Here is a 14,048-nt window from a genome sequence, read left to right on the forward strand (position 1 = left end):
ACGCAAGTTTTAGGTCCTTCCAAGCAAGACTTGATTCGCAATCCGCTAAACGGTCAGGCCGTGTCGCGGAAGGTTGAGCAACCCGCTATTTCTCGAGAAGCTCGAAGAAAGGTGAGCGTAAAATGTCAGATGTAATGAAGCAGTTTCAGCTGAACTCGTATCTGTTCGGCGGCAATGCTTCGTACGTAGAAGAATTGTACGATGCATATCTCGATAATCCGGCGTCAGTGCCCGAGAACTGGCGAGAGTATTTCGATGCGCTGCAGAACGTGCCTGCGACGGACGGTACGAGTGCCAGCGACGTCGCGCATTTCCCGATCGTCGAGTCGTTTGCGCAGCGCGCGAAGGCCAATGCCTTCATCCCGCGCGAAAGCGGCGCCAATCTGGCTACGGCGCGCAAGCAAGTCCACGTCCAGTCCCTCATCAGCGCATATCGCTTCCTTGGCTCGCAATGGGCCAATCTCGATCCCCTGAAGCGTCGCGAACGTCCCGCCATTCCCGAACTCGAACCCGCGTTCTACGATTTCTCCGAGGCCGACCTCGACCAGACGTTCAGCGCGAGCAACCTGTACCTCGGTTTCGACCAGGCTTCGCTGCGTGACATCGTCAAGGGTCTGCGCGACACGTACTGCGGCACGATCGGCGCCGAGTACATGTACATCAGCGATCCCGAGCAGAAGCGCTGGTGGCAGGAGCGCCTGGAATCGACCCGCGCGACGCCGAATTTCACGGTTGACAAGAAGAAGCACATCCTGAACCGCCTGACGGCTGCCGAAGGCCTCGAGCGCTACCTGCACACCAAGTACGTCGGCCAGAAGCGCTTCTCGCTGGAAGGCGGCGAAAGCTTCATCGCGGCGATGGACGAAGTCGTCCAGCACTCGGGCAAGAAGGGCGTGCAGGAAATCGTCATCGGCATGGCCCACCGCGGCCGCCTGAACGTGCTCGTGAACACGCTCGGCAAGATGCCGGCCGACCTGTTCGCCGAATTCGAAGGCAAGCACGTCGATGACCTGCCGGCCGGCGACGTGAAGTACCACAAGGGCTTCTCGTCGGACGTGTCGACGGAAGGCGGCCCGGTCCACCTGTCGCTCGCGTTCAACCCGTCGCACCTCGAAATCGTGAACCCGGTGGTCGAAGGCTCGGCGAAGGCGCGGATGGACCGTCGCGGCGACGAAGACGGCCTGCAGGTGCTGCCGGTGCAGATCCACGGCGACGCGGCCTTCGCAGGCCAGGGCGTCGTGATGGAAACGCTGAACCTCGCGCAGACGCGCGGCTACGGCACGCACGGCACGCTGCACATCGTCATCAACAACCAGATCGGCTTCACGACGTCCGACCCGCGCGATGCGCGCTCGACGCTGTACTGTACCGACGTCGTCAAGATGATCGAGGCGCCGGTGCTGCACGTGAACGGCGACGATCCGGAAGCCGTGATCCTCGCGACGCAGATCGCGATCGACTACCGGATGCAGTTCCACAAGGATGTCGTGATCGACATCGTCTGCTTCCGCAAGCTGGGTCACAACGAGCAGGACACGCCGGCGGTCACGCAGCCGCTGATGTACAAGAAGATCGCGCAGCACCCGGGCACCCGTGCGCTGTACGCCGAGAAGCTCGTGCAGCAGGGCGTGATCAGCGCGGAAGACGCCGACGGCTTCGTGAAGGCGTACCGCAAGGCGATGGACGACGGCCACCACACGGTCGATCCGGTCCTGTCGAACTACAAGAGCAAGTACGCGGTCGACTGGGTGCCGTTCCTGAATCGCAAGTGGACGGACGCAGCCGACACGGCGGTGCCGCTCGCCGAGCTGAAGCGCCTCGGCGAACGCATCACGACGGTGCCGGAAAACTTCAAGGTCCACCCGCTCGTCGAGCGCGTGATCAACGACCGCCGCAACATGGCGCGCGGCGACCAGCCGCTCGACTGGGGCATGGCCGAGCACCTCGCGTTCGCGTCGCTCGTCGCGTCGGGCTACGCGGTGCGCCTGACCGGCCAGGACTCGGGCCGCGGCACGTTCACGCACCGTCACGCGGTGCTGCACGACCAGAACCGCGAGCGCTGGAACGACGGTACGTACGTGCCGCTGCAGAACGTCGCCGACAACCAGGCGAAGTTCACGGTGATCGACTCGGTGCTGTCGGAAGAGGCGGTGCTGGGCTTCGAATACGGCTACTCGACCGCCGAGCCGAACACGCTCGTGCTGTGGGAAGCGCAGTTCGGCGACTTCGTCAACGGCGCGCAGGTCGTGATCGACCAGTTCATCTCGTCCGGCGAAGTGAAGTGGGGCCGCGTGTCGGGCCTGACGATGCTGCTGCCGCACGGCTATGAAGGCCAGGGCCCGGAGCACTCGTCGACGCGTATCGAGCGTTTCCTGCAACTGTGCGCGGACCACAACATGCAAGTGGTCCAGCCGACGACGCCGGCGCAGATCTTCCACCTGCTGCGCCGCCAGATGATCCGCCTGTTCCGCAAGCCGCTGATCGTCGCGACGCCGAAGTCGCTGCTGCGTCACAAGGAAGCCGTGTCGGACCTGTCGGAACTGGCAAAGGGCTCGTTCCAGCCGGTGCTCGGCGAAACCGACGGCGGCATCGACGCGAAGAAGGTCAAGCGCGTGCTGGTCTGCTCGGGCCGCGTGTACTTCGACCTCGTCGCGCATCGCCGCGAAGCGAAGGCGAACGACGTTGCGATCATCCGTATCGAACAGCTGTATCCGTTCGCGCACAAGCAGTTCGAAGCTGAACTGAAGAAGTACGAGAACGCGACCGAAGTGGTCTGGGTGCAGGACGAGCCGCAAAACCAGGGCCCGTGGTTCTACGTCGAACACCACCTGAAGGAAGGCATGAAGGAAGGGCAGAAGCTGGCATACAGCGGCCGTCCGGCTTCGGCCTCGCCGGCGGTCGGCTACTACGCGAAGCACTACGAGCAGCAGAAGGCCCTCATCGAAGGTGCTTTCGGCCGCCTGAAGAGCGCATCGATCGCGAAATAACCGACGTCAAGCGAAACGGGAAGGCGCGCAGCGCTTTCCCGAATCTTTTGGTCCGCAGGACGCGCATCGCGCCGCATCGGCCTGAAGAATCGCCAGCTCGTCATTACCCAGATTAAGCATCCAGGAAAATCACATGGCTATCGTAGAAGTCAAGGTCCCCCAGCTTTCGGAGTCGGTTTCGGAAGCCACCATGCTGCAGTGGAAGAAGAAGCCCGGCGAAGCCGTCGCGCAGGACGAAATCCTGATCGAACTCGAGACCGACAAGGTCGTGCTCGAAGTGCCGGCGCCGGCCGCCGGCGTGCTCGCGCAAGTGCTGCAGAACGACGGTGACACGGTGGTCGCCGACCAGGTGATCGCGACGATCGACACCGAAGCGAAGGCAGGCGCGGCCGAAGCAGCGGCGGGCGCTACCGAAGTCAAGCCGGCAGCCGCTCCCGCTGCTGCCGCACCGGCCGCCCAGCCGGCCGCCGCCGCGACGGCGTCGAGCACGGCGGCTGCATCGCCGGCCGCATCGAAGCTGCTGGCAGAGAAGGGTCTCGCCGCGGGCGACGTCGCCGGCTCGGGCCGCGACGGCCGCATCACGAAGGGTGACGTGCTGTCCGCCGGCGCGCCGAAGGCCGCACCGGCCGCCGCACCGGCGAAGACCGCCGCGGCGAAGGCGTCGCTGCCGGACGTGAAGGTGCCGGCGTCGGCAACGACGTGGCTGAACGACCGTCCGGAGCAGCGCGTGCCGATGTCGCGCCTGCGTGCGCGTATCGCCGAGCGTCTGCTCGAGTCGCAGCAGACCAACGCGATCCTGACGACGTTCAACGAAGTGAACATGGCTCCGGTCATGGAACTGCGCAACAAGTACAAGGACAAGTTCGAGAAGGAACATGGCGTGAAGCTCGGCTTCATGTCGTTCTTCGTGAAGGCGGCCGTCCACGCGCTGAAGAAGTTCCCGCTCGTGAACGCGTCGATCGACGGTAACGACATCGTCTATCACGGCTACTTCGACATCGGTATCGCCGTCGGCTCGCCGCGCGGTCTCGTGGTGCCGATCCTGCGCAACGCCGACCAGATGAGCCTCGCCGACATCGAAAAGAAGATCGCGGAATTCGGCCAGAAGGCGAAGGACGGCAAGCTGTCGATCGAGGAAATGACGGGCGGCACGTTCTCGATCTCGAACGGCGGCGTGTTCGGCTCGATGCTGTCGACCCCGATCATCAACCCGCCGCAATCGGCAATCCTCGGCGTGCACGCAACGAAGGAGCGCCCGGTCGTCGAGAACGGCCAGATCGTGATCCGTCCGATCAACTATCTGGCGCTGTCGTACGACCACCGGATCATCGACGGCCGCGAAGCGGTGCTGTCGCTCGTCGCGATGAAGGATGCGCTCGAGGATCCGGCACGCCTGCTGCTCGACCTGTAAGCCACGCCACCTGCATTGACCCGCTCCGCACGGGCGCGCGACCTCGCGCGCCCGTGCGCACGCACAAGAAGAAAGGATTGCCATGTCCAAGGAATTTGACGTCGTCGTGATCGGCGCCGGCCCCGGCGGCTACATCGCCGCGATCCGCGCCGCTCAACTGGGCAAGACCGTTGCCTGTATCGAAAAGTGGAAGAACCCGGCCGGCGCGCTGAAGCTCGGCGGCACCTGCCTGAACGTGGGCTGCATCCCGTCGAAGGCGCTGCTCGCGTCGTCGGAAGAGTTCGAGAATGCGTCGCACCACCTCGCCGACCACGGCATCAGCGTCGACGGCGTGAAGATCGACCTCGCGAAGATGCTCGGCCGCAAGGACGGGATCGTCGAGAAGATGACGTCCGGTATCGAGTTCCTGTTCAAGAAGAACAAGATCACGTGGCTGAAGGGCCACGGCAAGTTCACCGGCAAGACCGACGCCGGCGTACAGATCGAAGTGAGCGGCGAGGGCGAAACCGAAGTCGTCACCGCAAAGAACGTGATCATCGCGACGGGCTCGAAGGCGCGTCACCTGCCGGGCATTCCGGTCGACAACAAGATCGTTTCGGACAACGAAGGCGCGCTGACGTTCGACTCGGTGCCGAAGAAGCTCGCCGTGATCGGCGCGGGCGTGATCGGCCTCGAGCTCGGCTCGGTGTGGCGCCGCCTCGGCGCCGAAGTGACGGTGCTCGAAGCGCTGCCGGCATTCCTCGGCGCGGCTGACGAAGCGCTCGCGAAGGAAGCCGCGAAGCTGTTCAAGAAGCAGGGCCTCGACATTCACCTCGGCGTGAAGATCGGCGACGTGAAGGCGACGCCGGACGGCGTGTCGATCGCGTACACGGACAAGGACGGCAACGCGCAGACGCTCGACGCCGACCGCCTGATCGTGTCGGTCGGCCGCGTGCCGAACACCGACAACCTCGGCCTCGAGGCGATCGGCCTGAAGGCGAACGAGCGCGGCTTCATCGACGTCGACGACCACTGCCGCACGGCGGTGCCGAACGTCTACGCGATCGGCGACGTGGTGCGCGGCCCGATGCTCGCGCACAAGGCGGAAGACGAAGGCGTGCTGGTCGCGGAAGTGATCGACGGCCAGAAGCCGCACATCGACTACAACTGCATTCCGTGGGTGATCTACACGTACCCGGAAATCGCATGGGTCGGCAAGACGGAGCAGCAGCTGAAGGCGGAAGGCCGCGAGATCAAGAGCGGCAAGTTCCCGTTCTCGATCAACGGCCGCGCGCTCGGCATGAACGCGCCGGACGGCTTCGTGAAGATGATCGCGGACGCGAAGACCGACGAGCTGCTCGGCGTGCACGTGATCGCGGCGAACGCGTCGGACCTGATCGCGGAAGCCGTGGTGGCGATGGAGTTCAAGGCGGCGTCGGAAGACATCGCCCGCATCTGCCATCCGCACCCGTCGATGTCGGAAGTGATGCGCGAAGCGGCGCTCGCCGTCGACAAGCGCTCGCTGAACAGCTAACGCGCATTGACGCGCCGGCCCGTCCTGCGGCCGGCGCAGCGGTCCTACGACGAAGGCGGGCGGGGTTTCCTGCTCGCCTTCGTCTTTTCTGGTTTGCCCGATGAACGTCACCGAATACTACGCGCGGGAGCTGACCACGCGCGGTTACCAGTCCGACTCCGCGCAGCGCGCGGCGATCGATCGCCTGCAGCGTTGCTACGACGAGTGGGTGGCCTACAAGGCGCGCCGCTCGAACGCGTTCAAGAAACTCATCATTCGTCCGGACCTGCCGCGCGGGGTCTACATGTGGGGCGGCGTCGGGCGCGGCAAGAGCTTCCTGATGGACAGCTTCTATGCGGTCGTGCCCGTGCAGCGCAAGACGCGCCTTCATTTCCACGAGTTCATGCGCGAAGTGCACCGCGAGCTCGAGGAACTGAAGGGGCAGGCCGATCCGCTCGACGAGCTGGCGCGACGCATCGCGAAGCGCTATCGGCTGATCTGCTTCGACGAGTTCCACGTATCGGACATCGCCGACGCGATGATCCTGTACCGGCTGCTCGACCGGCTGTTCACGAACGGCGTGCAGTTCGTGATGACGTCCAACTACGATCCGGACGACCTGTATCCGGACGGCCTGCATCGTGACCGGATGCTGCCGGCGATCGCGCTCATCAAGAACAGGCTCGACGTGCTCAACGTCGACGCGGGCGTCGACTATCGCCAGCGCACGCTCGCGCAGGTGCAGATGTACCACACGCCGCTCGGCGCTGACGCGGATCGCGCGCTGCGCCACGCGTTCGCGCAGCTCGCCGCGGTGCCCGACGAGAGCCCGATCCTGCACATCGAGAAGCGCGAGCTGAAGGCGTTGCGCAAGGCCGACGGCGTCGTGTGGTTCGATTTCGCGACGCTGTGCGGCGGGCCGCGTTCGCAGAACGACTACCTCGAGCTCGCGAGCCGCTTCCATGCGATCGTGCTGTCCGAGGTGCCGCAGATGTCGCCGCGGATGGCGTCGGAGGCGCGCCGCTTCACGTGGCTGATCGACGTGCTGTACGACCACAAAGTCAAGCTGCTGATGTCCGCCGCAGTGCCGGCCGAACAGTTGTACGTCGAAGGGCCGATGGCCAACGAATTCACGCGGACGGTCTCGCGGATCGTCGAGATGCAGTCGAAGGAGTATCTCGAGACGCCGCGCCGCATCGTCGATACTTCGTTGACCTGAGCGCGAGCGATCGATGCGGCGTGCGAAGTTGCGGCATTCAATGGTTAATTCCAGTTAAATCGATGTCATCTCGCCGCAATTTCGGATTAGTCTTATATTCAACCCCGGGTTGAGCCGATATCGTTGCGTCATGGTTCCTAAGGCTGGAGATGTCCATGACACCGTATCGCGATCTAACCGACGACGAGTGGAAGCGCGTCACGTCGCTTCTGCCGGAATTGCAGCCGCGCACCGAGTTGCGTGGCCGGCCGCTCGCCAACACACGCGCCGTGCTGAACGGCGTGCTCTGGGTGATCTACAGCGGCGCGACCTGGTCGGCGATGCCGCGCCGCTACCCGTCGTACCAGACGTGCCATCGCCGCTTCAAGGTCTGGCATGAAACCGGCGCGCTGATGCACGTGATGCGCGCGCTCTATGGCGAGGCGGGCATCAATCTGTGCAACACGCTCGCTACGCGGATGCGCAAGCACGCGCAGTCGAAGGCAGCGCAAGCGCGCAGCGTGGCGATGCCGACACCGCGCGCGTATCGGGCGGAAGCACTGAAGCGCGCAGCGTGATTGCCTGCATTGCACGCTTGTCTCGTCCCGAAATGAAATCGGCCTGCGACATTGTCGCAGGCCGATTGACGTGATGCGGCGCGTCGTTGCGCGCAGATCGTAAGCCGTTACTGCTGGCGAACCCAGGTCTGTGACCGGCCGATCAGCGACACGCCGATATAGCCGCGCACGACCAGCTTCTGACCACCGTCGTCCAGCGTCATCTTGCACTTGTAGACCTTGCCGTTCTCGGGGTCGAGGATGTTGCCGCCATCCCAGTGGTCGCCATCCTTCTTCATCGCCTTGATGATCGTCATGCCCTTGATCAACTGATCCTTGCGTTCGTCCGTGCATGCGGTGCAGCGGCGATCTGGCGTGTCGTTCGCGCCAAGGCCCTTGACGACCTTGCCCGACAGCGTGCCGTCCGAATCCTCGGCGATCTGCACGAGCGCTTTCGGCTTGCCGGTATTGTCGTCGATCGTCTGCCACGTGCCGATCGGGCTGTCGGCTTGCGCAAAGGCGTGCGTAGCACAAGCGAGCAGTGCGCCGGCCAGGGCCATCGCACGCAACGGGCGGGTCAGGTGAGTCATCGTCGTCCTCCTTGTTTTGCATGTCGTTTTCGAACCGCTCGCACGACCGTCTGCATGGGACGGTGGCATGTTGCGAGCTTCCGGCAGAATACGTGAATCCAGGCGTCGCGTTTGATAGAGGTGACTCTAATCGAAACACCCCGCGCGGCGGGCCGCGCGGGGCGCAATCAATTGAGCTGGTACGAGAAGGATGCGTTCACGCGCGGGCTGCGCGACGCGCTCTCGAGCGGCGCGTCGCCGACCGGTTTCGCGACGGACAGGTCGAGGCTGTAGTAGCGGCTGTCGGTCAGCCGCACGCCGATGCCGACCGACGACAGCCGGCTCGGCGACGGCGTGCCGGCATGCAGGTAAATGCGCGCCATGTCGTACGCGATGTACGGCGTGATCGACTTCAGGTACGTCCAGCCGGGCGAGAACGCGCGATTGACCTCGAGCGACATGCCCCATCCCGAATCGCCCGACGTCTCGCCCGGCTGATAGCCGAGCGCATAGCGCTGCGCGCCGAACGAGATCTGCTCGGACGTCGGCAGTGAATTCGGGCTGTACTGGCCCGTCAGCGAGACCGACGTGCCGATCCGGAACGGCCATTCGTTGGTCTGTGTGAACGTCGCGCCGGTGCGCACGAAGGTCAGCGAAATCGGGCTCGGCACCGACGTCGTGGTGTTGCCGACGCTGATGTCCTGCGCTTTCGACGCGCCGAGAATGTCGAAACCCTTCGCGACGTTCACGCTCAGCTTTCGCACCTGCGTCGGGCTCACGCTCGTGTAGTCGAGCTGCATCTGCAGCACGCGAACCTGCGTCCGGTTGTCGAGCGTCGCCCCGTTGATCTGGTTCTGGTAGCGATCCTCGTTGTGCGACGCGTAGCCGGACACGGTGCCGAGCAGGCTGCGCTGGTTGTTCAGCAATAACGGGTAGGATGCCGAAAGACCGAGCTTTTCGTTTTTCACCGTGCGCTGGACGTACGACGGCAGGCCCGGGTTGTCGGCCGGCTTGCCGCGGTACGTGCTGGCATCGAGACGCGTGACGAGCCCGCTGCTGCCGACCGGCACCGCGCCGCTGAACGCAAAGTAGGTCTGCTTGTCCCGCCCCGGCGGCGCCAGCGCGGAGATGCTCAACTGCTCGCCGAACGACGTGAGGCCGTTTTCGGTCGCGGTGATGAGGCCTTGCACGCCGGGGTGGTTGAAGTCGATCCCGGTGCCGACGTTGAACGGCTTGCGATCGACGTTCAGCTCGAGCGTCGTCGCGCCGTCGGTGCTCTGCGGCGGCGGCACGTTGGCCTTCACCGACACGCCGGGCAGCAGGCCGAACGTGTTCACGTAGCGCTCGAACGTCGCGCGGCGCAACGGACGATCGGCGGTGATGTGCGCGGCGATCGCGCGGATCTTCGATTCCATCGCGCCGGGCTTGCCGGTGACCTTCACGTCCGCGACATAGCCCTCGACGACGGTCACGCGCACGACGCCGTTTTCGAAGGTCTGCGCGGGGATGAACGCGAACGACAGCGCGTAGCCGCGATCCTGGTAAAGCTTCGTCACGCCGTTGGCGGTCTCGATCAGCTCGCCGATCGTGATGTCCTTGCCGACGAGCGGCGTGAAACGGCGCGAGATCTCCTCGAACGGCACCGACTTGACGCCTTCGACCTGGAACGTGGCCGGCGTCAGGTGACGCGAGAGCAGTTCCTGCAATTGCGGCGCCTGGGGCGCGACCTGCACGGTCACGTTCGGCCCCTTCTTCGGCGCATTGATCTGCGGAAGCGAGTCGACCGGGTTGCCGGCGATGCGCGTCTGCGCCTGTGCCGTGCCTGCCGCCGCCGTGATGGCGAGCAGCATCATCCATTTATCGCGTCTGGATTTCATTGTTGTTCCTCGTTGGCCTTGCTTGTCGTCTTCTAATGTCCGCACGCGGCGCCGATGGCGCCGCGCGTGGTGTGCCGCGTTGCCGGTTCTGATCGGATCGACTGCGCGTTCGCTCCGGCCGCAAATGCGCAGGTATCCTTACTTGCCGACGCCGCCCAGCGTGCCCAGCAATCCCGTGACCGGCGCGAGCAGACCGGTCGATCCGCCCGACGTCGACCCCGTCGCGCCGCCGGCCAACGACGTGATCGGTGCGAGCGGGCTCGACGATCCCCCGGTGCTCGCCGCGCTGCCCGCTGCGCCCGTGACGGTATTCAGCAAACCCGTAACGGGCGCGAGCGGGCTTGTACTGCCCGTGCCGCCCGTCGCGCCGCCGAGCGCGCCCGTGAGCGGGCCGAGCGGCGTCGAGCCGAGACCCGACAACAGGCCGCCGAGCGGGTTGGTCGAGCCCGATGCCGTGCCGCCCGGCGAGCCGCTCTGCACGTTGGCCGTCGAGCCGCCGACGAGGCTCGTGATCAGGCCGGGGATCGGCGCGGCGCCATTCGGGCCGTTCGGATTGACGAGGCCGCCGGCGTTGGTCACGGTGTTGCCGACCGACGTGACGAGCTGGCCGACGTCGCCGACGAGCGGCTGGCTCGACGTGCCCGCGACCTGCTGGCCGGCCGCGCTGATCGCGCCGCCGACCTGGCCGAGCAGGCCGGAAACCGGCTGGCCGAGGCCCGTCGTCGTGCCGACCTGCTGCGTGAGCTGGCCGGCCGTGATGACGAGCGGCGTGATCGCCGAGCTGAGCGGCTGCGTCACCTGCTGCACGGGGCCCGACGACAGCGTGGAGCCGATCGTGTTGCCGGCGGCGCCGAGGCCGTTGGCGACCGTGTCGAGCACCGTGCCGACCGGGGACGTGACCGGCGCGAGCGGCGCCAGCGGGCCGGTGCCGAGCGCCTTGACCGTCGCGCTCAGCCCGGACACGGTGTTGCTCGTCGCGCCGACGACGTTGCCGAGGCCGGCCACCGTCGTACCGACCGGGTTTTGCGTGGAGCCGATCTGGCCGAGCCCGTTGCTGACGGCGTCCGCCGCTGCGCCGAGGATCGTGCCCGTGCTCGACACGGTGCTGCCGAGGCCTTGCGTCACGCCGTTGCCGAGGCCCGGCACGCTCACGTTGCCGATCGTGCTGCCGAGATCCGAGGTGGTCTGGCCGAGCGTGCTGACGACGCCCTTGGTGCCCGTCGATCCGCTGCTGGTGCCGCTCGTGCTGGGGTTGTTCGTGCCGCTCGTGGTGCTGCCGTTGGCGCTGGCCGGCGGCGCGTTCACGCCGTTGCCGCCGCAGGCGGCGAGCAGGCAGGCCGCGGCGAACGCGGTGAGGGGAACGCGCCACTGGCGCAGCGCGGCCGACGTGAGAGTACGTTGCTGGGACATGGTTGACTCCTCGCAGTCTTGTCGATGAATGGAACGAGCGGATTTACTTGTGAGTGCCGCCGAGCAGGCCGCCGATCAGCGACGTGACGGGGGCGAGCGGATTCGACGACGTGCCCGAGCTCGTCACTGCGCCGGTGCCGCCGGCCAGCGCCGGTGCGCCCGACGTCGCGCCGCCGGCCGCGCCGGTGACCGTGTTCAGCGCCCCGGTGACCGGCGCGAGCGGGCTGGCGCCGCTGGAGCCGCCTGTCGCGCCGCCGAGTGCGCCGGTGACGGTCGAGACGAGACCCGTGACCGGCGCGAGCGGGCTGGCGCCGCTGGAGCCGCCCGTCGCGCCACCGAGCGCGCCGGTGACGGTCGAGACGAGACCCGTGACCGGTGCGAGCGGGCTGGTGGAGCCGCCCGTCGCGCCGCCGAGTGCGCCGGTGACCGTGGAGACGAGACCCGTGACCGGTGCGAGCGGGCTGGTGGAGCCGCCCGTCGCGCCGCCGAGCGTGCCGGTGACGGTCGAGACAAGGCCCGTGACCGGCGCGAGCGGGCCGCCGGAGCCGCCCGTCGTGCCGCCGAGCCCGCCGGTGACGGTCGACACGATGCCCGTGATCGGCGCGAGCGGATTGGTGACGCCGCCGCTGCCGCCGGTCAGCAGCCCGCCGACCGCTTTCACGGTATTGCCCGTCGACGACACCGTGGTGCCGAGGCCGCTCGTGACCGGGTTGCCGCCCGTCGACGCGATCATTGCGCCGGCCTGGTTCAGGCCGTTGCCGAGCGTGCCGAGCAGCGTGTTGACCGGCGCGCCGAGACCGGTTGCGGAGCCAACCGTCTGGGTCGTGTTGCCGACCATCGTCGTGATCGGCGTGATCACGGAACTGACGGTCTGCGTGACTTGCTGGATCGGGCCGGCCGACAGGGCGTTGGTGAGCGTGTTGCCGCCGTTCGCGACGGTGTTGCCGACCGTCTGCACGAGGCCGCCGACGGCGCCGGTCACGGGCGCGAGCGGCGACAGCGGGCCGCTGCCGAGGCTCGTGACGAGATTGCCGGTCTGCGTGACCGCGTTGCCGAGCTGATTGACCACGCCGCCGGTGCTGGCCACCGTGACGCCGACCGGGTTGCTCGTCGCGCCGAGCTGGCCGAGCCCGTTGCCGAGGCCGTTGCCGAGCGCGGTCACCGCGCCGCCGACGCTTTGCACGATGCCGCCGGCCGCTTGCGTCGTCTGCGGGTTGACGCCCGGCAGCGTCTGGCTGCCGACCACGGCGCCGAGACCCGACACGGTCGAACCGACGCCGGTCACGATGTTGCTGCTGCTGGCGAGCACGTTGCCCACCGCGTTCGACGACACGCCCGACGTGCCGCTCGTGCCGCTGGTCGTCCCGCTCGTCGTGCCACTGGTGCTGCCGCTGGTGCTACCACTCGTTGAACCGCTGGTGCTGCCGCTCGTGCTGCCCGACGTGCCGCTCGTCGAGCCCGACGTACCGCCGCCGGACGTGGAAATCGAATCGCTGCCGCCGCCCGAGTTCGAGCCGCCGAGGCCCTTGCTGATCGAACCGGAGCCGCCGCAGGCGGACAGGGAAAGCATGGCTGCCACGGTGGCCGTGATCAGAGTCGTCCGGAGCGCGCCATGAGGGATAACCTGAGTGTCCATTTCGTCCTCGCATTAAAACTGATGTTGTGTTGAGTGGTGCGCGGACTACTCTGCAACTGTCGTGCCATTTCGACGATCGACGGTTCGATGACGGGTTTTAAACGGGGTATTTCCTTATGGGAAAAGGGCTTACGCGAATCGAAAGATTGTTGAAAATGTTTGAGCGGCCGGAACCGGGGGCGATTTCAGCCGGTTCGTAACGTAACGTCACATCACTGGCGTTACGCGAGCGACGTAACGTGCGGGCAGGAGGGCGGGAACGGTCGTGCTGTTTTATAGGTGGATTAGATGTGCACATCTAACCTATCGTAAGTCCTATGTGTAAAACGTACCGGGACGCCGTACAAATAGGGTGCTACGCGTCGATTTTTCGATCAGGATTGTTAAAAGAGGTTGGAAATTAAAAGGGTTCGGAGATAAGATTCGTGGCACTTGTAAGCTTTGTACGGTTCGGTACACACGTGCGAGGAGATGAATGACGCGAATGTTAATTTCCATCAAATGATGATCCGCGTCGTGCAAGACGCGCTATAAAGAATGGGCATCCGATCGTTGTCACGGCAAGTGTGGCAAACGGCGCGGAGCCAGGCCGGATATGCGAGGTCCCAACCTTCGTAAATGCGGCCAGAGAAACAAACATACAGGCACGAGGAAATAAAATGAAAGCAATGATGATTCGCTTCCTCAAGGAGGAAGACGGGGTGACCGCGATCGAATATGGTCTGATCGCCGGTCTGATTGCTGTTGCCATCATGACGAGCGTCACGGATATCGGCACTCGACTGGGTCTGGTGTTCACCAACATCTACAACCAGCTGGCAACCGCCGCGGGCTGATCGCTGCGTTCGGCAGTCGTGGCGAGCGAGTCGCGATCGCGACTCGCTCGTAGTCGCACGCGCGTCCGGTTTCGA

10 protein-coding genes are annotated in these 14,048 nt (G+C 65.6%); 6 read left to right on the forward strand and 4 right to left on the reverse strand.

The annotated features are described in order from the left end of the window. The first annotated feature begins 122 nt into the window (after positions 1-122). The 5 genes from KY49_RS06270 (at position 123) to KY49_RS06290 (ending at position 7,666) form a co-directional block, all read left to right on the forward strand. The gene (locus KY49_RS06270) at positions 123-2,987 is read left to right on the forward strand and encodes a 2-oxoglutarate dehydrogenase E1 component (protein WP_042583822.1); all 2,865 of its coding nucleotides are present in this window, start codon (positions 123-125) and stop codon (positions 2,985-2,987) included. A 133-nt stretch (positions 2,988-3,120) separates the two neighbouring features. Further along, on the forward strand, positions 3,121-4,398 hold the full coding sequence (gene odhB, locus KY49_RS06275) for a 2-oxoglutarate dehydrogenase complex dihydrolipoyllysine-residue succinyltransferase (protein WP_010092529.1): 1,278 nt from the start codon (positions 3,121-3,123) through the stop codon (positions 4,396-4,398). 82 nt (positions 4,399-4,480) lie between these two features. Further along, positions 4,481-5,911 carry a dihydrolipoyl dehydrogenase gene (lpdA, locus tag KY49_RS06280; protein WP_010092528.1) on the forward strand — a complete coding sequence of 477 codons (1,431 nt, stop codon included), beginning with the start codon at positions 4,481-4,483 and terminating at the stop codon, positions 5,909-5,911. Positions 5,912-6,011: 100 nt separating this feature from the next. Further along, the gene (gene zapE, locus KY49_RS06285) at positions 6,012-7,109 is read left to right on the forward strand and encodes a cell division protein ZapE (RefSeq protein WP_042583823.1); all 1,098 of its coding nucleotides are present in this window, start codon (positions 6,012-6,014) and stop codon (positions 7,107-7,109) included. 155 nt (positions 7,110-7,264) lie between these two features. Beyond that, entirely contained in the window at positions 7,265-7,666 is a 402-nt protein-coding gene (locus KY49_RS06290) for a transposase (RefSeq protein ID WP_042583824.1), read from the forward strand. A gap of 107 nt (positions 7,667-7,773) precedes the next feature. Here KY49_RS06290 and KY49_RS06295 read toward each other — a convergent pair whose 3' ends face one another. The 4 genes from KY49_RS06295 to KY49_RS06310 form a co-directional block, all read right to left on the reverse strand. After that, the gene (locus tag KY49_RS06295; protein ID WP_042583825.1) at positions 7,774-8,235 is read right to left on the reverse strand and encodes a DUF2147 domain-containing protein; all 462 of its coding nucleotides are present in this window, start codon (positions 8,233-8,235) and stop codon (positions 7,774-7,776) included. Between the two features lie 167 nt (positions 8,236-8,402). Beyond that, positions 8,403-10,091, reverse strand: coding sequence for a ShlB/FhaC/HecB family hemolysin secretion/activation protein (locus KY49_RS06300; RefSeq protein WP_042583826.1), 1,689 nt, complete (start codon positions 10,089-10,091; stop codon positions 8,403-8,405). 138 nt (positions 10,092-10,229) lie between these two features. Beyond that, complete coding sequence (locus tag KY49_RS06305; RefSeq protein ID WP_042583827.1) at positions 10,230-11,501, reverse strand: collagen-like triple helix repeat-containing protein; 1,272 nt, start codon at positions 11,499-11,501, stop codon at positions 10,230-10,232. Between the two features lie 43 nt (positions 11,502-11,544). Further along, positions 11,545-13,137 carry a collagen-like triple helix repeat-containing protein gene (locus KY49_RS06310; RefSeq protein ID WP_042583828.1) on the reverse strand — a complete coding sequence of 531 codons (1,593 nt, stop codon included), beginning with the start codon at positions 13,135-13,137 and terminating at the stop codon, positions 11,545-11,547. Between the two features lie 638 nt (positions 13,138-13,775). On the opposite strand from KY49_RS06310, the gene KY49_RS06315 reads away from it, so the two are divergent. Continuing rightward, positions 13,776-13,973: a Flp family type IVb pilin gene (locus tag KY49_RS06315; RefSeq protein ID WP_306170140.1), complete on the forward strand. Its 198-nt coding sequence runs from the start codon at positions 13,776-13,778 to the stop codon at positions 13,971-13,973. The last annotated feature ends 75 nt before the right edge of the window (positions 13,974-14,048 follow it).

The organism is Burkholderia sp. MSHR3999 (assembly GCF_000833595.1).
In the GTDB taxonomy this organism is placed as follows: Bacteria; Pseudomonadota; Gammaproteobacteria; order Burkholderiales; family Burkholderiaceae; genus Burkholderia; species Burkholderia ubonensis.